At 56.0% G+C, this 22535-nt stretch carries 17 protein-coding genes; 5 read left to right on the forward strand and 12 right to left on the reverse strand.

The window, feature by feature from the left end; all coding sequences use genetic code 11:
• Positions 1–127 precede the first annotated feature (127 nt).
• From HWX34_RS00030 to pmbA, 3 genes are all read right to left on the reverse strand, one after another.
• Positions 128–622: a disulfide bond formation protein B gene (locus HWX34_RS00030; protein WP_370459606.1), complete on the reverse strand. Its 495-nt coding sequence runs from the start codon at positions 620–622 to the stop codon at positions 128–130.
• Positions 623–683: 61 nt separating this feature from the next.
• The gene (locus HWX34_RS00035) at positions 684–1823 is read right to left on the reverse strand and encodes a patatin-like phospholipase family protein (RefSeq protein WP_178970401.1); all 1140 of its coding nucleotides are present in this window, start codon (positions 1821–1823) and stop codon (positions 684–686) included.
• Positions 1824–1977: 154 nt separating this feature from the next.
• Positions 1978–3336 carry a metalloprotease PmbA gene (pmbA, locus tag HWX34_RS00040; RefSeq protein WP_178970402.1) on the reverse strand — a complete coding sequence of 453 codons (1359 nt, stop codon included), beginning with the start codon at positions 3334–3336 and terminating at the stop codon, positions 1978–1980.
• 127 nt (positions 3337–3463) lie between these two features.
• Here pmbA and yjgA point away from each other — a divergent pair, with 127 nt between their 5' ends.
• The 4 genes from yjgA to trpC all read left to right on the forward strand — a co-directional run bounded on the left by yjgA (position 3464) and on the right by trpC (position 6466).
• Positions 3464–4033 carry a ribosome biogenesis factor YjgA gene (yjgA, locus tag HWX34_RS00045; protein ID WP_178970403.1) on the forward strand — a complete coding sequence of 190 codons (570 nt, stop codon included), beginning with the start codon at positions 3464–3466 and terminating at the stop codon, positions 4031–4033.
• Entirely contained in the window at positions 4033–4614 is a 582-nt protein-coding gene (gene mog, locus HWX34_RS00050; RefSeq protein ID WP_178970404.1) for a molybdopterin adenylyltransferase, read from the forward strand. Before yjgA ends, mog begins: the two co-directional genes overlap by 1 nt.
• Positions 4614–5564 carry a YheT family hydrolase gene (locus tag HWX34_RS00055; protein WP_178970405.1) on the forward strand — a complete coding sequence of 317 codons (951 nt, stop codon included), beginning with the start codon at positions 4614–4616 and terminating at the stop codon, positions 5562–5564. Before mog ends, HWX34_RS00055 begins: the two co-directional genes overlap by 1 nt.
• A 104-nt stretch (positions 5565–5668) precedes the next feature.
• A complete protein-coding gene (trpC, locus tag HWX34_RS00060) occupies positions 5669–6466 on the forward strand; it encodes an indole-3-glycerol phosphate synthase TrpC (protein ID WP_178970406.1) in 798 nt (265 codons plus the stop codon).
• Positions 6467–6529: 63 nt separating this feature from the next.
• On the opposite strand, the gene HWX34_RS00065 is transcribed toward trpC, so the two are convergent.
• Positions 6530–8656, reverse strand: a complete 2127-nt coding sequence (locus tag HWX34_RS00065) for a patatin-like phospholipase family protein (RefSeq protein WP_178970407.1) — start codon at positions 8654–8656, stop codon at positions 6530–6532.
• 279 nt (positions 8657–8935) lie between these two features.
• Between HWX34_RS00065 and HWX34_RS00070 the strand changes: the two genes are divergently transcribed.
• Positions 8936–10375, forward strand: coding sequence for a PilZ domain-containing protein (locus HWX34_RS00070; RefSeq protein ID WP_255496502.1), 1440 nt, complete (start codon positions 8936–8938; stop codon positions 10373–10375).
• A gap of 69 nt (positions 10376–10444) precedes the next feature.
• On the opposite strand, the gene HWX34_RS00075 is transcribed toward HWX34_RS00070, so the two are convergent.
• From HWX34_RS00075 to purF, 8 genes are all read right to left on the reverse strand, one after another.
• Positions 10445–11647 (reverse strand): acetyl-CoA C-acyltransferase, encoded by a 1203-nt coding sequence (locus HWX34_RS00075; RefSeq protein WP_178970409.1) that lies wholly within the window; start codon positions 11645–11647, stop codon positions 10445–10447.
• Positions 11648–11712: 65 nt separating this feature from the next.
• Positions 11713–14088, reverse strand: coding sequence for a 3-hydroxyacyl-CoA dehydrogenase/enoyl-CoA hydratase family protein (locus HWX34_RS00080; RefSeq protein ID WP_178970410.1), 2376 nt, complete (start codon positions 14086–14088; stop codon positions 11713–11715).
• A 123-nt stretch (positions 14089–14211) separates the two neighbouring features.
• Positions 14212–15603, reverse strand: coding sequence for an OmpP1/FadL family transporter (locus tag HWX34_RS00085; protein ID WP_178970411.1), 1392 nt, complete (start codon positions 15601–15603; stop codon positions 14212–14214).
• Positions 15604–15777: 174 nt separating this feature from the next.
• A complete protein-coding gene (locus tag HWX34_RS00090) occupies positions 15778–16158 on the reverse strand; it encodes an acyl-CoA thioesterase (protein ID WP_062789005.1) in 381 nt (126 codons plus the stop codon).
• Between the two features lie 105 nt (positions 16159–16263).
• Positions 16264–18717 (reverse strand): acyl-CoA dehydrogenase, encoded by a 2454-nt coding sequence (locus HWX34_RS00095; RefSeq protein ID WP_178970412.1) that lies wholly within the window; start codon positions 18715–18717, stop codon positions 16264–16266.
• Positions 18718–18743: 26 nt separating this feature from the next.
• Positions 18744–19385, reverse strand: coding sequence for a TetR/AcrR family transcriptional regulator (locus tag HWX34_RS00100; protein WP_178970529.1), 642 nt, complete (start codon positions 19383–19385; stop codon positions 18744–18746).
• Positions 19386–19591: 206 nt separating this feature from the next.
• Entirely contained in the window at positions 19592–20776 is a 1185-nt protein-coding gene (locus tag HWX34_RS00105; RefSeq protein WP_178970413.1) for an O-succinylhomoserine sulfhydrylase, read from the reverse strand.
• Between the two features lie 184 nt (positions 20777–20960).
• The gene (gene purF, locus HWX34_RS00110; RefSeq protein WP_178970414.1) at positions 20961–22493 is read right to left on the reverse strand and encodes an amidophosphoribosyltransferase; all 1533 of its coding nucleotides are present in this window, start codon (positions 22491–22493) and stop codon (positions 20961–20963) included.
• Positions 22494–22535: the final 42 nt, after the last annotated feature.

A 22535-nucleotide genomic window follows, 5' to 3' on the forward strand; every position in this document is an offset into this window, starting at 1 on the left:
CCGTCCACTCCGCCAATAGTCAAAAAGCAGCCTCGGGCTGCTTTTTTGCATTTAATACCCCTCCCCCATAAAAAAACCGGCATTTCGCGCCATGCGAAATACCGGCTTGATCAATCAATTGGCCGAATCAGGATTTACGAAACGCCAACCACAGTTGCAGCACAATCACACCAACAAAGAATACCGCTACCCAGAACGGCATGGCCTGCCCCAGAAAGGTCCAGTCGACCTTGGCACACTCACCACTTCCCTTGAATACCTTGGACAGTACATCCCACATCGGGGAGGTTTCCATCAGGTAATCCAGGCCGGGACCACAAGCAGGAACCATATCCTCGGGCAGGCTTTGCAGCCATAGCTGACGCAATGACACCGCACCGCCAGCCATTGCCGCCAGCACACCCAATACGCCCCATACCTTGTAACCGGTACGTCCAGGGTTATGCAGGGCAGCCAGCAAGGCAATAATGCCAACTGAAATCACCCCGACGCGCTGGAAAATGCACAAGGGGCAAGGCTCAAGATGCAATACATATTGCGAATAAAGCGCAAACGCCATTGCCGCGGCGCAGCCGACTGCCACCAGAAAAAAACCCTGTCTGCGTGATAAACGAATACTCACAACTTCCCCTTGTCTTTAGTATTGGGCTTGAAAACGGAACATCTAGGATTTTAGTCCTGATTCAAAGTTCCAGAAATTGTCTGATGGCATCTTTCTGTGCCAGCGCATCTTTATAACCGAGTGCAATCAGCGCGCGACAATAACCTGGCTCAAACAGCAAATATGTGGCCAATGTCATGCCGCGCTGCTTGGTTCCACCAGCACCTTTCATCAGGAAGCGCAGCACAGGTGGAAATTCATGGGCGTACTGGTAGGCAATGCTCTCCAGCGACTGACTGGGACTGAGCATGAAAATATCCACCTGTTTGAGGCTGGTCTGGGCACACAAATCCTCATGCCCCTGCAGCAGGGATACGGTGTGATTCACTCTTAGCAGACGCTCCATGTCCATGGACATGCTGTCGACAAACACGCTATTGAGCAGATGGCCAAAAATCTGCGCCGGGGATGGTGCCACACTGACAGAGCGGCGCTCTACTGCCAGCGGCCGCTGACTGGTGAGGCCGACAATGAACAATTTGTCAGCGCCCAGATGCAAGGCCGGAGACAATGGTGTCATTTGCCGGATGGCACCATCGCAATAATGCAGCTTGCCAATCTGGGTGGAAGGAAAAATCAGTGGAATAGCCGAGGTCGCCATCAGATGATCCAGACCGATTTTTTCCCTCAGGCCCATACGCTGGTGACGGCTCCACTCATCTATCTGCGGCTGCCCCTGAAAAAAAGTCACCGACATCCCGGTGCTGAAACAGGATGCCGTCAGCGCCAAAGCCTGCAATGCTCCCTGCTGCAACGAGTGTTCTATGCCATCAAATGGCATGGCCTTGCCCAGAAATGCGCGCAGGGGCGAGTTATCCAGAAAGCTTTTCGGGTTATGCCAGCCATGACCACCCGTGGCAATGGAAATACCGAAGTGGAAAAAGGTTTTGATGAAATAGGAAAGACTGGCGTCGTAAACATCATGGATGTGCAAGTTCTTCCACATTCGCGCCAGGTAGTGCACTGATTGCCGGTAATTGTCCGCACCAGAGGCCACCGCCACCGCATTTATGGCCCCCGCAGAGGTACCACAGATGATGGGGAAAGGATTGGCCTCCGGGTCCGGCAACATGCGCGCAATGGCCAGCAGCACACCGGCCTGATAGGCCGCTCTGGCACCACCACCCGACAACACCAAGCCGGTATTACACTTCCCCGCCATCTTGCACCTCGCTACGGATGCTTTCTTATCCATTCAGGAATAGCTGCGTACTGAGCACTTTGGCAAGAATGGAAATGCCTGTCAGAACCATGAAAGGGGCTGAGGGTGCTGCCTTGCCCACGTTAAGGCAAGACAGCCGGCACAGGAGAATAGATTAATCCTCTCCCGCCACCATCATGGATTCGATCAGCACCGAACCCATTACCTTGCCACCACGAGCCAGGGTATCCGTACCCACGGCCACCATCCGGCGGAACATATCGCGCAAATTGCCGGCAATGGTGATTTCTTCTACCGGATAAGCGATCACGCCGTTTTCCACCCAGAAACCGGCCGCGCCCCGCGAGTAGTCGCCGGTGACGGTATTGATGCCATGCCCCAGCAATTCGGTAACCAACAGCCCGGTACCCACTTGCTGCAATAGTTCGGCGAAGCTTTCGCCAGTGGTATGCACCAGCAGATTGTGCGGGCCACCTGCATTACCAGTCGATTGCATACCCAGCTTGCGTGCGGAGTAGCTGGCCAGCATATAGCCCTGCAACACCCCCTGATCAATCAAACGTCGTGCCGAGGTTTCCACCCCTTCGCTGTCAAAGGCGCCACTGGACATGCCGCGCAGCACGAATGGGTCTTCATCGATGATGATGTTAGGGTGAAACACCGGTTGACCCAGTGCATCCAGCAGGAAAGACGATTTACGATACAGATTGCCGCCACTGATGGCGGAAACCAGATGACCAATCAATGACGCCGCAACCGGCGCTTCAAACAGTACCGGGTACTGACCGGTCTTGACCCGCCGTGCCGACAAGCGGCGTACGGCGCGTTCGCCCGCCGTCCGGCCTACCTTGATCGGGTCATCCAGATCATCCGGGTGACGTGCGGCCGAATACCAGTAATCCCGTTGCATGGAGCCGGCCTCTTCCGCCACCACCGCAGCGGAAATGCTGTGACGACTGCCCGGGTAGCCCGCCAGAAAACCATTGCTGTTGGCGTAAATGAAATGACTGGCCTGCGCCGAAACCGAGGCACCTTCGGAATTGCTGATCCGCGCATCCACCCCGCGCGCGGCATCTTCGCAGTTTCGTGCCAAATCAATAGCCTGTTCCACGGACAGTTTCCACGGATGGAACAGGTCCAGATCCGGAAAATCCGTTGCCAGCAATTGGCGATCCGCCAGACCGGCACAGGCATCTTCCGCAGTAAACCTGGCAATATCCAGTGCAGCCTTCACCGTATCCTGCAGGGCTTGATCTGAAAAATCAGAGGTACTGGCGTGGCCCTTTTTCTGCCCCAGATAAACAGTGACCGAAACACCCTTGTCCTGATTGTATTCAATGGTTTCCACTTCACCCAGGCGCACGCTTACCGTCTGGCCCAAGCCTTCCGACACATCGGTCTCGGCAGCCGTCGCCCCTTGCTGACGCGCCAGGTCCAGCACCCGACTGGCGATGTCTTGCAATACGTCCTTACTGAAACTGAAAGTGTTGTCTGCCAATGTTTTATCTACCATGATGAATGTTGCTTTGCCGCTGACGCATGTTTGCCGTGACAGCCACACGCCATGCGAGTTTGCGCGGGAATCTGCCCGCCTTTTCCGGTATCATACCAGCCTTGAAAACCGTAGAGACTGTTGAACGATGACTGATTACCAGAACGACAACCTGCCCGATGGCATGGTCAGCAAATCCCAGCGCAAACGCGATATGGATGCGCTGCAAGACCTGGGCAAGGAGCTGGTCGAACTCTCCAAGGATACGCTGAAGAAAATGCAGCTGCCGGAGGATTTGCTCACTGCCATTCTGGACTACAAACGCTTTACCGCCCACGGCGCACTGCGTCGTCAGCTGCAATACATTGGCAAGCTGATGCGCGATATCGACCCGGAACCCATTCGCCAGTACCTGCTGGTGATCAAGGGCGAGTCGGCCGAGCATATTGCCTGGCAACATCTGCTGGAACGCTGGCGCGAACGCCTGATGAGCGACGATAAAATGTCTGCCACTTTCATCAACGAATTTCCCGGCGTGGATGCACAGCAACTGCGCACCCTGATTCGCAATGCACGCAAGGAACAGGCAGAAAGCAAGCCGCCCAAATCCTTCCGCCTGCTGTTCCAGCTGATCAAGCAAGCCATTCCGGAACCAGGCAAGCCGCGCCAACAATCTGGCGATGCTACCGCCGACGATGTCGAAGGAGAAGAGGAATAATGCTGAAGATCGGACTGGTATCGGTTTCGGATCGCGCCAGCAGCGGCGTATATCAGGATCAGGGCATTCCCGCCTTGCAAGAGTGGCTGGCCAGCGCCTTGAGCAGCCCTTTTGCCACAGAAACCCGCCTGATTGCCGATGAGCAGGCGGTGATCGAAACCACCTTGCGCCAACTGGTGGATGAAGACGGCTGCCAACTGGTGCTAACCACCGGCGGTACTGGTCCGGCCCCGCGTGATGTCACACCGGACGCCACACTGGCGGTAGCAGATCGCGAAATGCCGGGCTTTGGCGAACAAATGCGCCAGATCAGCCTGCGCTTTGTACCCACCGCCATTCTGTCACGTCAGCTTGGTGTCATCCGCAAGAGTTCGCTGATTCTCAACCTGCCCGGCCAACCAAAAGCCATCAAGGAAACGCTGGAGGGCCTGAAGAATGAACAGGGCGAGTCCGTCGTTCCTGGCATCTTTGCCGCCGTTCCCTACTGCATCGACCTGCTGGGCGGACCGTACATCGAAACCCGTCCAGAGGTTATCAAGGCATTCCGGCCCAAATCGGCCCAGAAGCCGCCAAGCGCCTGATGCGCTACATTGCACCACCCTGGCTGCCGGAAGGACACAGCCAAACCATCTGGCCTGCCCTGATGATTCGCACGCCACGCCCCCACTACCGGCGTGAACAATGGCCCACCCCGGATGGCGGCAGCATTGTGCTGGATTTTGTTGACGGCAAACCCGGCAGCCCACTGGTAGTGCTGTTTCACGGGCTGGAAGGCAGTAGCGACAGTCACTATGCCCGCGCCCTGATGCACGCACTGACTGCGCTTGGCTGGCATGGCGTGGTTCCGCACTTTCGCGGCTGCGGCGGCATTGACAACCCTTTGCCGCGGGCCTATCACGCCGGCGATGCAGATGAAATCCGCTGGATTCTGCAACAGCTGGCCAGCCGTCACCCGGTCATGGCGGTTGCCGCCGTTTCTCTGGGTGGCAGCATGCTGCTGAACTATCTGGCCAAGGAGGGCAAGCAGGCCATTCCCCGGGCGGCGGCAGCCATTTCCGCGCCGCTGGACCTGGTAGCCGCCAGCACCCGGCTGGATCGTGGCCTGGGTCGATTGCTGTATACCCGCATGTTCATGAACACGCTCAAACCCAAGGCCCTGGCCACTTTGCAACGTCATCCCGGCCTGTTTGATGGAAAGAAACTGCGCAAGGTGCGTACCTTCATCGAGTTTGATGACCTGGTCACCGCGCCGCTGCACGGCTACGGTACGGCGCTGAACTACTGGACCAGCGCCAGCAGCAAGTCACGCTTGCAACTGATCAGCTGCCCCACCCTGATTCTCAATGCCCGGAATGACCCCTTCCTGCCGGCAAGCGCCCTGCCCGCCCGGCATGAAGCCAGCCCAACCGTGCAACTGGAGTTCCCCGAAGATGGCGGCCATGTCGGCTTTGTCAGCGGTCGTTTTCCCGGCCACATCAACTGGCTGCCACAGCGCATTCTGGACTTCTTCAAACCCCATCTGCAGGCTTGAATCAAGAAGCCCTGGCTGTTCACTAGCCGAGCGCACATTGCCAAAGCCCGCACAGTTCTGCATGATGTCCGTTTTGGCTGAACGCATCATTACAGGCTTACAGAATGTCCGACATCCTCAACACCATTGTTGCCACCAAACATCAGGAAGTCTCCGCTGCCCTGCAGCAGCGCCCGCTAAGTGCGGTACGCGAGGCGGCCGAAGCACGCAGCACCGACAAGCGCGACTTTGTTGCCGCCATTCGTGCCAAGCATGTATTGGGCCAGCCGGCAGTCATTGCTGAAATCAAGAAAGCCAGCCCTAGCAAGGGCATCATCCGCGCCGACTTCGACCCGCCAGCCATTGCCAAAAGTTATGCAGCAGCAGGTGCCGCATGTTTGTCGGTTCTAACCGACAAACAGTACTTCCAGGGAGATGCCAGCTATCTGGAGGCAGCCCGTGCTGCCTGCCACTTACCGGTGCTGCGCAAAGACTTCATCGTGGATGAATACCAGCTGTATGAAGCACGCGCCATGGGCGCGGACTGCATCTTGCTGATTGCCGCTGCCCTGCCATTGGCGCAGATGCGCGACTTTGAAGCCTTGTCGCGCGAACTGGGCATGGCCGTACTGGTGGAAGTTCATAACGAGGAAGAACTGGAACAGGCCTTGCAACTGGACACCGAGCTGATCGGAGTGAATAACCGCAATCTGCGCACCTTCGAAGTCAGCCTGACCACCACTCTAAAGCTGCTGCCCAATATCAGCAACGGACGGATTGCGGTAACGGAGAGCGGCATTCTGACCGCAGACGATGTCCGACTGATGCGCAGCCATCAGGTACACAGTTTTCTGGTTGGCGAAGCCTTCATGCGCCAGGACGATCCGGGCGCAGCCCTGGCCGAGTTGTTTTTTCTAGCATAAGCCCCCCAAGACTGTCGCAGTAAAAACGGCCCTGAAGGGCCGTTTTCTTTTAACTGCTCAAGCTCAATAATCGGCACCCAGGTAGAGATAACCACTGAGCTTGCCATTACGGGCATTGCCTACCCCCAGAAAGAAGGGGCCCAGAATGGTATCCGCCGCGAGGAACACAGAACCGGCAGGTATCCACGGGGTATTGCTGCCATTAAACGGATTACCCCACACCCGGCCAACCTCGGCAGACATCCCCGCATACAAGCCGCTTCCCAATACCGATGGCAAAGATGAAGCGCGCCAGTAAACCATCAGCCTGGACAAGGATACCTTCTCACCCAGCAGTTCTCCAGCCTGATAGCCGGTCAGGTTCAGAAAACCACCCAAGGACTCCAATCGGTAATCATCCTGCTTGCGGTTGACAATGCCACGCGCTTTGCCAGTCAGACGGAAAGTAATATCACCAAAGGTTTTGACGCCCTCCACCACTGCATCGTAGTCACGACTGGCCGTGTAACTACCAAGTGCAGGCAAGGAGGAAGTCAAGACGGTACTCATGAAGTAGCCGGCGCGGGGCCAGCGCGGGTTATCAAACTGGTCAATGACGAAACGGCTGCGGATACCCGCATAGCTGTGGTAAACGGTGGATGGCAACAAGGGAAACTGCCCCTGCGACAGATAACTCTCCACGCGGGAATCAAACAAGCCCACTCGCAGCTCGCCAAAGCGGCCTAGCACCGAACCGATATCGGCATTAACCGATGCGACATCATTGCTGATTTCAGCATATTTTATGTGATTGTCATCATAAAACGACAGCGGCTGCACGTGATAGCTCAAGGATGCGGCAGCAAACAAGGGACTGTCATACGACCAGGGCTGATACAACTCGGTCTTGAACAGCTTGTCCTTGCCAATGGCCATTTCATTACGCCACGAACCACCCGCAGCATTCAGCCAGTTTCGTTGATGTGCTGCCAGGAAAGTAAAACTGGAATCACCTGGCGTCGAGCTGTTGAGACTAAGCCCAAAGTGCACGGCGCTAGGCCCGATACTCTTTTCCAACGGCATCACCGTCATCACATGGCGACCATTCCTGTCCTCGATGGCATAGCTGAGCTGATCGTAGTCGCCAGTGGCAAACACATTGCGCAATTTCTGGCGGATATCATCAACAGCCTCCCCGTCCTTGAAGTTGGCAATACTGCTGGCCAGGCCTTCCGTATTGACAAAGTGGCTGTCGGATTTGACCTGAACCACATCCACGCGCGGGTACTCCGGCAACTGCAAACGCTGACGCCAGGCCGCATACCGCTCGGCGCTGATGGCAAACCGGCTCAGTTGGGCGGCCTGGGCGCTGGCCGCCGCACTACCACGCTTGATGATGGCCTGGTTATCGACAAATGACGCGGCACTGAAACCATCCAGGTCCGGACGAATCAGCACATCACCAGGCTTGAGCAAAGCCATTTGTTCCTTAACGTTTCGGCTCACCATCAGATTACTGGTTTGCGCCACCACATCGAACAGGCTGTTGATCTGGTCCTTGGTGAGCGGCGGCGTGCCAACATCCACCACAATCAGATTACTGGCACATTGCCGGGCATCCTGAATGGGCAGATTACGCGCCAGGCCGCCATCCACCAGCAGACGACCATTGGTTTCCACCAGGTCAAACAGCCCGGGAACCGCCATGCTGGCCCGCAAGGCTTCCGCCAGCGGGCCTTTGTCAAAAACCACGGCCTCCCCATTGGCAAGGTCAGTGGCAACCGCCCGGAAGGGAATGGGTAACTGATCGAAAGAATCCAGCTGGCGATCACGCGTCAGCTTGCGGATGAACATCTCGATCTCCTGCGAATTGATGGCACTGCGCGGTACGCGCAACTGCCCGTCTTGCAAGCCGAATGTGATATCGAGATAGTTTTTGTAATCGTCACGTTTTTTGTCGTAAGGAATTTCAGTGCGCGGCAGCCGACCGGAGAGCATCTGATCCCAGTTGGCATCGTTGAAATCCGCTGCCATCTGCTCCAAATCCAGACCATTGGCATACATTCCGCCGATCAGCGCTCCGGCACTTGTGCCAGCAATGCAGCGAATGGGGACGTGCAGACGCTGTAACTCGCGCAGTACGCCAAGATGAGCAAATCCCCGTGCGCCGCCACCGCCCAGCACCACGCCCACCCCTTCATCTGGCGCCAATTCAAAGGCCAAGGCGGGTGGAGCATGTAGCAAGCAGATCGCGGCAAGTATGATTCGGCTCAGAAAGTGGACAATTCTTTTCAGACAAACATGCATATTCGGTAAAAAAGGAAAATTTACTATTTCACCCACGCATCCGGTGACGTAAGATATAGTGACATACATTCGATAAAACATAGAGCCCAACAAAGCTAAGGCACAATGTTCGATTTTAAATCTCTGGTCAGTTCCCTGCTCACAAAAAACTCTCTAGCAACAGGTATTGCGCAATCCGCGACCATGCTGGTGAGGGATCTGCCGCAGACAGAATACTTTACCGCCTTGGTTGAAATCATCAAGGCCATCTCCAAAATCAACGCGGATACCGATACCCCGTTGAAGGAGCGTATCAAGACACTGGTTTATGTGGACGATAAAGCCCACAACATTCATCACCAGCTCTGTCAGGACTTCCTTGCTGCCACCCCAGGCAGCAAGAACTACCTACCCACCATTCTTGCCTTCTGGCACGAACTAGCCAATGCCTACCAGATTTGCCTGCGGCTGTATCAGACAGCCCCGAATAACGCACTGGAGGCAGACATCCGTCTGATCACGGCACGTGGCCTGCACCACCAGATGCGTCTGATCGCCTGGAATTCACTGCGCTACCTGAAACCGGAAGGGTCGGTCTGGCAACAAGGCTTCCGCTTTTACATGCAGGCTGAAGAAGCTGGCGTCGCCCGTACACCCTTGATGCTGTATCCGGACTCAAAGGTTGAAGTCAGCTGTGAACAGCTGCTACTGCAAGGCTGCATGCTGTATCTGGCGCAGACTGACAATATGTTGCACCGCGAAATCATTGCGGTAGACCAACTGATGATGCCGCTTAGCCAGGGCATTCATCTGGAAAAGCAAGCGCCCATCCAGGAGCCGGTTTTTGTCGTCAATCTGAGCATGCCGGAGCATCCGCAACCCATTTTGCGCGGCATGGCCGGCAAGTGGCTGCGTTATTGGTCCACCAACGATCTGACCAGCCGGCTCGCAGACCTGATGTTTGATCTGGACCGCTCGGTACCTCCTGTCTTGCGTGCACTGGATGCCAAGCTGGAACAGGAAGAGTGGTTGGCACTGTGCGAGAAGCTGGCCATCCGCTGGTCGGACGATGGTGGAAAATCATTGCGCAAATCTGAACGTTCGCTGCATAGCTCCGCCGCTCAAGTCACGATTGGTTTCGAACGTGCCGCATTTGCCGTCAAGATTCAGGACATTGAAAACAATAGTGCCAACTCTATTCAGGAGTGGAAGGTCAACGACATCAGCAGTAGTGGTATGGGCCTGACCTTTGTCGGCAAGAGTGTTGAACAGTTAGCGATCGGCCGTATCGTGCTGGTGAAGACCGAAAGTCACCCCCTGCTGCTGGGTGCCATCCGCCGTATTTTGCGGCAACAAAATGGCACACGGGTCGGCATTGAAATACTGGGACAAAATCCGGTGGGCGTTTCCCTGAGCGAACCTGGTGGTAACCGGGATCAGCCAACCACCGCCATCTACATTACCCAGCCCAACTCACGCAAGGGTCAACGCTGGTTCCTGATGCCCAAGCCACTGGCCGAACCGGGCAGAGAGCAGATTCTCACAGCACAAGGCAAGTCTTACCTGATTCGCCTGAAAACGCCGCAACAAGAATTCGAAGACTGCAGCAACAGTGACTTCGATACCTTGTCAAAAGTGGACTGAGCAGCGTAATCGAAAGCAGAAACAAAAAACGCCCGTTAAACGGGCGTTTTTCATGGCGGCAATACTTGCTTACAGCACTTCGATGATGCCTGCGGCACCCATGCCGGTACCGATACACATGGTCACCATGCCATAGCCTTGCTGGCCGGCATTACGCATGCCATGCACCAGCGTAGCCGTGCGGATGGCACCCGTAGCGCCCAAAGGGTGACCCAGAGCAATGGCACCGCCATGCGGGTTCATCTTGCTGGTATCCAGCTCCAGATCACGGGTCACGGCCAAGGCTTGCGCAGCAAAAGCCTCATTCAGTTCGATCCACTTCAGATCATCCTGCGTGATACCGGCCTGCTGGCAAGCAGCCGGGATGGCTTCTTTCGGACCGATACCCATGATTTCCGGCGGCACACCCTTCACGGCAAAAGTGACATAGCGTGCGAGCGGCACCAGGTTGAATTCCTTGAGCACACGCTCGGATACCAGAATCACCGCACCGGCACCGTCAGACATTTGCGAAGAGTTACCGGCAGTCACCGAGCCCTTTGCGTCGAATACGGTTTTCAGCTTGGCCAGGCCTTCCAGCGTGGTTTCACGACGCGGACCTTCATCGGTGTCCAGCAGCCTGGTCTTGCTGATGACTTCGCCGGTTTCCAGATTCGGCGTGCGGTAGGTCACTTCCAGCGGGGTGATTTCGCTCTTGAAGGCACCGGAATCAATGGCGGCAATGGCACGGCGATGCGACTCGACAGCAAAAGCATCCTGGTCTTCACGCGATACGCCCCACTGCTGGGCCACCTTCTCTGCCGTCAAACCCATGCCATAAGCAATGGCAAAGTTTTCATCCTTGGCAAAGATCTCCGGGTTCAGCGATACCTTGTTACCCATCATCGGCACCAGCGACATGGACTCGGCACCAGCAGCAATCACCACGTCGGCCTCACCCAGACGAATACGGTCAGCCGCCATTTGCACGGCATTGATGCCGGATGAGCAGTAACGGTTAATGGTGATACCACCAACGGTATTGGGCAGCCCTGCCAGCAGCACGCCAATACGCGCCATATTCAGGCCCTGCTCCGCTTCCGGGAAGGCGCAGCCGACCACGCAGTCGGAAATCAGCTTCGGATCCAGCGTCGGCACCTGGGCCAGCGCGCCGGTAATCACATGTGCCAGCATGTCGTCCGGTCGCACATGACGCATCATGCCACGCGGTGCCTTGCCAACCGGGGTACGGGTGGCAGCGACGATATAAGCTTCCTGTACTTGCTTGACCATTTTTCAATCTCCTTGCAGCCGACGGCTCCGCCCCTCGCGGCCGTCGGTCTGATGCATTGTTCGTATTAGTTGCGCAGCGGTTTGCCAGTGGTGAGCATGTTGGCAATGCGATCCTGGGTCTTGGAGTTTTGCAGCAAGGTCATGAAGGCCTTGCGTTCCAGATCCAGAATCCACTGCTCGTTCACCAGCGTACCGGCCTCAACATCACCACCGGTCATGACATCGGCGATTTGCGAAGCAATGAAGAAGTCATGCTGGGAGATGAAATTACCTTCCAGCATATTGATCAGCGAGCCCTTGATGGAAGCAGCGCCGGAACGGCCTGCCACCGGGAAGCCCTTTACTTTCAGCGGAGGACGATAGCCGGATTCAGCCATGGCCAGCGCCTGTTGCTTGGCGACATACAGCAGTTCGTAAGCATTGAACACCACCGGATCACCCTTGCGGAAGAAGCCGATTTCCTGTGCTTCCTGACCGCTGGTGGCTACCTTGGCAGTGGCGATGGCCATGAAGTAGTCCTTCAACGCAGCCAGTACATCACCCTTGGCTTCCTGTGCGGCACGCAACGCAAACTCCTTGCAACCGCCACCGCCGGGCAGCAGGCCCACACCCACTTCTACCAGACCAACATAGGATTCCAGTGCTGCGACGGATTTGTCGCAGTGCATGGCAAATTCGCAACCACCACCGAACACATAACCTTGCGTCGCAGCTACGGTAGGCACCTGGCTGTAACGCAGGCGCATGGAGGTTTCCTGGAAGCGGCGCACAGTGGCGTCAATGGCAGCCCAGTCGCCAGTCATGAAGGCAGGCAGCATGGATTGCAGGTCGGCACCAACCGAGAACGGCTCTTCGGTCTGCCAGATCACCAGACCCTTGAAGCGCTGCTCTGCAATATCCAGCGCGGTATTCAATCCGGTGATGACATCCGGACCAATGGCATGAGCCTTGGACTTGAACGATACCACCAGGATGTCATCACCCGTGGTGAAGGCACGTACACCGTCGTTTTCGAAAACGGTTTCACCCAGCGGCGCAGCCACTTCACCCAGCACGCGGGCCGGAGCCAACTGGCGCTGGTATACGTCCAGCGTGGAGCGCCCTACCAGGTTCTGACCTGCCGCATTGTAAGAGCCATCAGCAAAATGCACGCCGGCGCGGTCGGCCTGCAACGCCCATCCAGGCAATGCGGCACCGGACAGGGCCTTGCCAGCCTTGACGTCTTCGTCAATCCACTGTGCAACCTGTTGCCAGCCGGCAGCTTGCCAGGTTTCAAACGGACCGACTGACCAGCCAAAGCCCCAGCGAATGGCAAAATCCACATCGCGTGCGCAGTTGGCAATATCTGCCAGATGATAGGAGATATAGTGGAACACATCGCGGAAGCAGGCCCACAGGAACTGCGCCTGCGGGTGCTCGCTGGCACGCAGCTGACGGAATTTCTCAGCCGGGTCGGCAATTTTCAGGATGTCCTTGACGGCATCATCACCCTTCTGACCGCCCCCCACGTATTCACCACTGGCCGCGTCGAAAACGAACATTTTCTTGCCGTCTTTCTTGTAGATGCCGACCTTGGTCTTGGCACCCAATGCACCAGCGGCAATCAGCTTTTGCAGCCATTCCGGCGATTTGAACAAGCCATGCCACGGATCGCCCGGCAGGGTGTCGTCCATGGTTTTCACTACGTGGGCAAAGGTGTCCAGACCTACCACATCAGCCGTGCGGAAAGTGGCGGACTTCGGTCGGCCCAGGCGCGGACCGGTCAGATCGTCAACGATATCAAAGCGGATGCCGAATTTTTCGGCATTGGCAATGGTTGCCAGCATGGAGAACACACCGATGCGGTTGGCAACAAAGTTGGGGGTATCCTTGGCGCGTACCACACCCTTGCCCAGGGTGGAAACCAGAAAACGCTCCAGATTGTCCAGCATGCCCGCATCCGACGTTACGCACGGGATGATCTCGACCAGATGCATGTAACGCGGCGGGTTGAAGAAGTGCACACCGCAAAAGCGCGGGCGTACGGAATCGGGACAGCTCTCGGCCAGCTTGTTGATGGACAGGCCAGAGGTGTTGGTGGCGAAAATGGTGTGCTCACCCAAATGCGGTGCCACCTTGTGGTACAGATCACCCTTCCAGTCCATGCGCTCGGCAATGGCCTCGATCACCAGGTCACAATCCTTGAGCAGGTGCAGGTGGTCTTCGTAGTTGGCAGGCTCTATGTAACCAACTGCGTCTTTATTGGCCAGCGGAGACGGCTTGAGTTTTTTCAGGCCATCCAGTGCCTTGAGCACGATGCCATTCTTGTTGCCTTCTTTGGCGGGCAAATCAAACAGGATGGTCGGTACTTTGGCATTGACCAGATGAGCGGCAATCTGCGCACCCATCACGCCAGCACCCAGCACTGCCACCTTGCGTACATTGAACTTGGTTTGAGACATGGTTTCCTCGTTATGTTGAAACTCATCAATCATGGGGCAGGCCCCTCATGCCTGCCTTGCTGTCGGGCGGTGGCGACTTGCGCCGCCACCGCCCTGCCACGCCCCTAAACCTTGACTGTCTGTTTAGAAGCTGTAGTTGTACTGCAGACCAATCAACTGCAGATTGGTTTTGTAATCACCCGTCGTGGTTTCGCCGTTGCCGGTGTAGCTGCAGCTAGCCTGTCCCGAGCAAACGTCCGAATAATTAATATGGACATTCTTCACTTGGACGTAGCTGTAGGACACATCAACCGAATTGTGTTTGTCAAACTTGTAATTGGCACCAAAAGATATCCAGTAGCGATCACCATCGGGCAGTGCAGGATGTGTCAGTTGTTCGCTGGAAACCGGAGATTGGTCATAAGCGAGACCGGTGCGGAACAACAACTTGTCGCTATACTTGTAATTGGCACCAAGGGCAAACATCCAGGAATTCTTCCATTTCTGATTAATGATCAAGTCCCCCTCGCTGGTGCCGGGAAACTTGATATCAATATTTTGCATGGACGAATGACCAGTCCAGGTAGCCGTACCCATAATGGCCACCCGTTCGTTCAGATCATGATAAAAACTGGCAGATGCAGATTGTGGCGTCACCACTTTAACTTGTGCACTGGAATTGGGGTGCTGAGCTGCTGCCTGTGCTGCAATAGTGGAATTGCCAACTTGGCTGAAATCCCAAGTGGCAGAGCCATCCAGCGTTTGATGAATTTCCGAGCGGTAAGCCAGACCAAAACGGGTATGTTCATCAAGCTGATACATATAACCCAAATTGAACCCATAACCCCAACCGTCTGCACTCATACCGGCCTGACCATCCCCCAAACCGGCGGCAACGGCTCCACCAATAGAAGCACCATACAAACCAACCAGCGTTGAGTAAGCACCACTACCTACATCAACCGCCTTGGTTAAATGGGCTTTCATGTACTGAGCAGACAAACCAAAACCTAAGGATTGTTTGTCATCCAGCTTGAAGGAAATAGAGGGATTAATATTCAGGGTTTCCAGCTTGATACTTTCAATAGCATAACGACCAATCCAGCTATTGCCATAATCCAGCTGTGCACCGTACGGCACAAACATACCCAGGCCAACCGTCACCTTGTCATTCAGCTTGCTGCTCATATAAAAGGTAGGTGCAATAACAGCAGATGGCGCATAGCTACCACCATTATTACCCTTTAACGGCAAGGTAGAAACCGCGCGCTTGGAGCCAGTATCGGTATAACTGGAATCCGGTAAGACCGTTGTGGCGCCAACAGAAATCTGAGTTCCTTCGAGCAAGGAAAGACCTGCCGGATTGTAGTAAATGATTGAAGCATCGGCAGCTTCTGCTGCATTGGCATGCGCAGTGCCCTGCGCAGAAACGCTTTGCGAACCGAAGTTGTAACCGGAAGCCAGTGCTGTGGAAGAGAACGCCCCGACGGCAACTCCCATCAGCATCACGGATTGGCTGAGGTGCTTGAGTTTCATGTGTCATCCCTCTCTTGCGAATATATCTGTATGTAGTCCTAGTCGCTTTTTATGTCCGTATTACTACGGATCAATTTGGATACTACCAGAGAATCTAAGCATGTCCACCAAAATAAGAGCGTTTGTTCCAAACGATCGTTTTACACGACAAACAAGCAACAAAAACCCTTAAATTCAACCAACTTCAGCCAAGTTACGTGATTTACCATCAACATCAATTGCCACAAAAGTGGCGATCACCTCCGTAACGAACACCAGCTCGCCATCTAGCCGTTCGGCCTCCACCGATATTTTCAAGGTGACCGACTTTTGCCCTACCCGCAGCCTTTCCACATAGAGATTGACGACATCGCCCAACAAGATGGGGTGAGTAAACTGGAAGGCATTCACCGCCACCGTGGCTACCGGCCCCCGCGCCAGGCGCTCCGCATCCAGACTGCCAGCCATGTCGATCTGCCCCATCAACCAGCCCGCCTGTACGCGCCCATAGGCATTGGTGGCGGTTGGCAGAGCACGTACCCGCAAGGTAGGCAGGCGAGGTGTAGTGGAATCCATATGGCGCTCCTGGTGATCGCTCAGTCAAATTGCCGCAGCACGGCAACTTGACTGAACGGCCGGGTGAACTCGCACCCGGCAATCCATTCAGTGTAGAAAACAGACTTAGAAAATGTGGCGTTTCAGCAGCCCTGCATCATGCTGCTCCAGTGCCATGTCAAAATCATCCACCATGATGACATCGCGCTTGAGCTTGCGCGCACGGATGACCGCATCAAAATCAGCCTGGGTGATCAAGCCGCCTTGCAAGGCCTCTTCCAGCCGCTCACGTGCAGTAATGCGCGAGAACTTGCCATCACGTGCCAGCTTGCGCAGCTTCTGTTCGACAGGCTCTGTTGTCAGGATGGCATCCAGCGCATGGCGCAGCACACCGACGGCATCTTCTTCCGAAGGCGATACGTACATGCCGCGAGTCAAGCGGTCGCGCATTCCACCCGGCTCCATCATGGCGCGGGCCACCTTGGTGCCAATGCGGTCAGAAGCCGGCTTGAGGGTGAGGCCCCACGGGAAGATGATCTTGCGCAGCACCCAGGCCAGACCACGACTGGGCAGGTTGGCCAGGAAACCGTCCATAGCCTGCTGCAGATCAAATAGCGCGTTTTCTACCGCCCAGCGCAGCACTGCCAAGTCTTCCTTCTGCGCGCCTTCGCGTTCGAAACGCTTGAGGCAGGCCGTGGCGATGTAGAGATTGGACAGCATATCCCCCAGACGAGCGGACAGCTTCTCGCGGAACTTCAGCGTGCCGCCCAGGCTGAACATGGCCATATCGGATAGCAAGGCAAAGGCACTGGAAAAACGAGTGATCTGCTTGTAGTAAAGCGCAGTTTCGCCACCGCGCGGTGCACCGGCAAAGCGCGCGCCGGTCAGCCCCAGCCACAGCGACCGAAACACATTGCTGATGACGAAGTTGATGTGACCGGTAATAGCACGATCAAACTCGGCAGCATCATTGGCCATGGCGGCTTTCATCTCGCGCAACACAAAGGGATGGCAGCGGATGGCACCCTGACCGTAGATGATCATCGAACGGGTGAGGATGTTGGCACCTTCCACCGTAATGCCGATCGGGATGGATTGATAGGCACGCGCCAGATAGTTGCGCGGCCCCAGCACCACTGCCTTGCCGCCGTGAATGTCCATCGCGTCGTTGATGGTCTTACGCATGCGCTCGGTGTTGTGGTACTTGAGCACGGCAGACAGCACGGATGGCTTTTCACCCATGTCCAGACCGGTGAGTGCCAGGTCCTGCGCGGCTTCCATCTGGTAGGTGTAACCAGCGATGCGCGCCATGGCTTCGTCCACGCCTTCGAACTTGCCGATAGGCAAGCCGAACTGGTCGCGAATGCGAGCATACGCACCGGTGGTGAATGTAGTCACCTTGCCGCAGGCCACCGACATGGCGGGCAGGGAAATGCAACGACCAACCGACAGGCACTCCACCAGCATGCGCCAGCCCTGACCGGCAAACTCACGCCCGCCAATGATCCATTCCAACGGAATGAACACATCCTTACCCCAGGTAGGGCCGTTCATGAACACTGCACCACCGGGAAAATGACGACGGCCAATGCAAACGCCCTCATGCTCGGTCGGCACCAGTGCGCAGGTGATACCGATTTCTTCCTTATCGCCCAGCAGGTGGTCCGGATCGTACATCTTGAACGCCAGACCCAGAATGGTTGCGACCGGGGCCAGGGTAATCCAGCGTTTTTCCCAGCTGACACGCAAGCCGAGCACATCTTCGTGACGCTGGCCAGTGCGCGGGTCGGTATAGCTGCCACGGCAGACAATGCCGTAGTCAGGAATGCTGCCAGCATCCGAACCAGCATAAGGACTGGTCAGCGCAAAGCACGGCACCTCCACGCCCTTGGCCAGACGCGGCAGGTAATAATCTTTCTGTGCTTCAGTGCCATAGTGCTGCAGCAATTCGCCCGGGCCGAGCGAGTTGGGCACCATGACCGACACCGCAGCGGAACCGCCACGCGTGGCGATCTTGGTGACGACCTTGGCGTGGGCATAGTTGGAGAACTCCAGACCGCCATACTTCTTCTTGACGATCATGCCCAGGAAGCCGTTGTCCTTGATGAACCGCCATACTTCCGGCGGCAAATCTTTCAGCTCGTGCGTGATCTTCCAGTCATCGATCATCGCGCACAGCTGCTCAGTCGGGCCATCCAGGAAAGCTTGCTCTTCTGCGCTCAGCTTGGCATCCGGAAAGGCCAGCAGGCGCTGGTAATCCGGCTTGCCGGAGAACAGATCCCTATCCCACCACACCGTACCAGCATTGATCGCTTCCTGTTCGGTCTGCGACATGGCCGGGGTGATTTTCTTGAAGATACCGAATACCGGGCCGGTGAAAACGGCACGACGCAGCGGAACGATATTCAGCACGACAGCCAGGAGTGCAAACACACCCCAGGCAATGGTGGAAACCGGGCAGCCAAACGCAAATTGCAGGCTGGCAAGCCAGGCAGCCAGCCCCACAGTCCACGCCAGCACCGGCGCGCGATAATACGCCATCACACCAAGCAGTGCGATGAGAAGAACAGCAGCAAACATTGTGATTTACCCTCGTGTTGACCCTGCTAACCCTTGACAGGCGAGACCAACCCGGCAACCACAAATGGCACAAGATACTTCACGATCATGTCTGGATCCCTGGCGGAAACAATCTGGCTGCGGGTGAAAATCTTCAGCACATCATTTCCGGCAAAAGCGTTGAACATGACGCTGAATGCAAAATGCATTCTCCAGGCCAACTCCTCCACCCCAAGCTCTGGCAGCGCATGATGAAATGCGCGTGAGTAGCGTTGCACGAACACACTGTATTGCTGTGAGATGGTTTCACGCAGCAGTCGGTGGTTTTCCACCAATGTACGTGACAGAAGTCTGACAAACAGGGCCCCGCCCCTCGCAGGGTCCTTGGACAGCGCCAGACACGGCCGGATAAAGGTCGTGACCAGGCTTTCCACTGACAGCTTCTCTTCTCTTGCCTCCAGCTCGTCGAGCTCAGCCAGACAGGACGCAATCAAGGGCGCCAGCCTGCGCATGAACACGGCTTCAAACAGTGCATCCTTCGAGCCGAAGTGATAGTTCACTGCGGCCAGGTTGACTTCGGCCTGCTGAGTAATCATGCGAAGCGAGGTAGCCTCAAAACCGTGCTCCACGAACAGCCTCTCGGAAACGTCAAGAATGCGTGTTGCCGTATCCGGGCGGCTGGCTTCCATGTTCTCTTGTGCCTTTTTTGTACTTGCAGGGTATTTAGTCTTGTCCATCTCAACTTTCGAACAAGCGTTTCAAACTTACGTTTTAATTTGATCAGTGTCAAGAGCACCCTCCTTGCAATATGGATGGATTTCCAGTACACCATCGCGAAAACGGCAGTCTAAAGTCTAGACTGCCGTTCGTTTGAATGAAACGCAGGTATCAATATTTAGTCAAGTCCACGTGCCAGGTCCCTTTTCAGGTCCTCGACATTTTCCAGGCCCACTGCTACTCGAATCAGGCCTTCCTCAATGCCGGCTCTCTGACGCACCTCAGGTGCCACCCGCGCATGCGTGGTTGATGCCGGGTGGGTAATTGTACTCTTTACATCGCCAAGATTGGCAGTGCGTGAAATCAGTTGCACACCATCAACCAATCGCCATGCCCCGGCACGCCCACCCCTCACCACAAACGACACCACCGCACCACCGGCTTTCTGCTGGCGCTGCGCCAGCTCATACTGCGGATGGCTGGCCAAACCCGGGTAGTAGACACGTTCGATGGCGGGATGCGCCTCCAGCCAGCGCGCCAGTTCCAGTGCATTGGCACTGTGCTTTTCCATACGCAACGACAAGGTTTCCAGACCAGACAGCAGCACCCAGGCATTGAATGGTGCCAAAGTCGGGCCAGCGGTACGCACATGCAGATACACCTGCTCTACCAGTGCATGACTCCCCACCACCGCACCACCCATCACCCGGCCATGGCCATCGAGATATTTGGTGGCCGAATGCATGACCAGATCAGCCCCCAGTTTCAGCGGCTGCTGCAAGGCCGGCGAACAGAAACTGTTATCCACAACCAGCAAGGCATCATGACGATGAGCAATGTCCGCAACAGCTGCAATATCAGCAATCTCGGTCAGCGGATTGGAAGGTGTCTCCAGGAAAAACAGCTTGCTATTAGGCTTGGCCGCCGCCTCCCAGGCTGTCAGATCACGCGCATCGACGAAGGTGGTTTCCACGCCGAATTTGGCCAGCAAGCCGGCAAACAGATTGGTGGTGGAACCGAACAGGCTTTGTGAGGAGACAATGTGATCGCCCGCCTTGAGCAGGCTCATCATGATGGCCTGAATGGCAGCCATGCCGGTAGCGGTGGCAATGGCACGCTCGCCGCCTTCCATCAAGGCCAGTCGCTGCTGGAAGGTCGTGACAGTGGGATTGGTAAAGCGGGAATAGGTGTAACCTTCGATTTCACCCATGAACATGGCAGCAGCCTGCTCTGCCGACTCGTAACAGAAGCTGGAAGTCAAATGCAGGGCCTGGCTGTGCTCGCGATATTCACTGCTTTCACGGCCACCACGGATGGCCAAGGTTTCTGGATGATAGTGCTGTGCTGTATTTTCGACTGACATGATGATTCTCGAATCTTGTTGCCGGCAGCAAGCCACCATGGCTTGTCACCTTCTTGTGCAGGCTATCTTGCCTGATCAGGGGCATTTATCTAAATGAAATTGCGGCATAACGATGCCAGCCCTTGGCAGCAAGTGCGCGCCACCATAAAAAAAACCGGCCGCAGCCGGTTTTTCTGCACCTGACTTACATCAGGTTTTGCTCTGCCACATTCAGGTTCAAATCAATCATCTGGGTGCTGACCGGATTTTCCTCTTTCTTGTCGGCACCACGTGCGCACTCGATGGCATCCAGATAAGCAGCAGTGATATCGCCAGTAATGTATTTGCCGTCAAAGCAGGAAGTTTCGAATTCATGCAGCTTCGGATTCACCGAATGCACAGCTTCCTGCAAAGCGGACAGATCCTGGTAAATCACCGCATCTGCGCCAATTTCTGCCGCAATTTCCAGTTCGGTGCGACCGGTGGCCAGCAGTTCGGCACGGGTCGGCATGTCGATGCCGTAAACATTGGGGAAGCGAACTGCCGGTGCCGCAGAGGCAAAGTACACTTTCCGGGCCCCTGCATCGCGCGCCATCTGCACGATTTCCTTGGACGTGGTACCGCGCACGATGGAATCGTCCACCAGCAGGACATTGCGGTCCTTGAATTCGCAGGCAACCGGGTTGAGCTTCTGGCGAACCGACTTTTTACGCACGGCCTGACCAGGCATGATGAAAGTGCGGCCGATGTAGCGGTTCTTGATGAAGCCTTCGCGGTACGGCAGGCCCAGGCTGTTGGCCAGCGCCAGGGCACTGGGGCGGCTGGTATCCGGAATCGGCATCACCACGTCGATGTCCAGTTCCGGCAATACGCGACGGATTTTCTCACCCAGTTTCTCGCCCATCACGATACGTGCCTGGTAAACCGACGCACCGTCGATCACCGAATCCGGACGGGCGAAGTAGACATATTCGAACAGGCAGGGCGCGTGGCGCACTTCCTTGGCACATTGACGGGCGTGGAAATCACCATCAAAGCTGACAAACACACCCTCACCCGGCTCGACATCACGCAGGGTGCTGAAGCCGGAGCAGTCCAGCGCAACCGATTCGGAAGCAAACATGTACTCGGCCTTGCCACTGGTTTGCGTGCTGCCGATCACCAGCGGACGAATGCCGTTGGGGTCGCGGAAAGCAACCAGGCCATAACCAGCGATCAGCGCCACCACGGCATAAGCACCTCGCACCCGGCGATGCACAGCCTCGATGGCACCAAAGATGGCATCCACGCTCAATTCAAAGCCCACCACACGCTCGGCCAATTCATGGGCGAATACGTTGAGCAGGACTTCCGAGTCGGAATTGGTATTGATATGACGCAGATCGTGACGGAACATGTCCGCCTTCAACTCGTCAGTATTGGTCAGGTTACCGTTATGCGCCAACACAATGCCAAAGGGCGAGTTGACATAAAACGGCTGAGCCTCGGCCAGACTGGAGGCAGAACCGGCAGTCGGGTAACGCACATGTGCGATACCGGCATTGCCCATCAGGGAGCGCATATTGCGGGTGCGGAATACATCGCGCACCATGCCGCTGCCCTTGTGCATGTGAAAGGTCTTGCCACTGGAGGTGACAATACCCGCCGCATCCTGCCCACGGTGCTGCAGCACTTGCAGTCCGTCATACAACAACTGATTGACGGGGGACTGCCCTACCACGCCTAGAATTCCACACATTGCTCTACTCTCTCTTCCCAACTACCAGGATTTTCAGACAAA

Source organism: Aquitalea sp. LB_tupeE (genome assembly GCF_013391415.1).
Taxonomy (GTDB): domain Bacteria; phylum Pseudomonadota; class Gammaproteobacteria; order Burkholderiales; family Chromobacteriaceae; genus Aquitalea.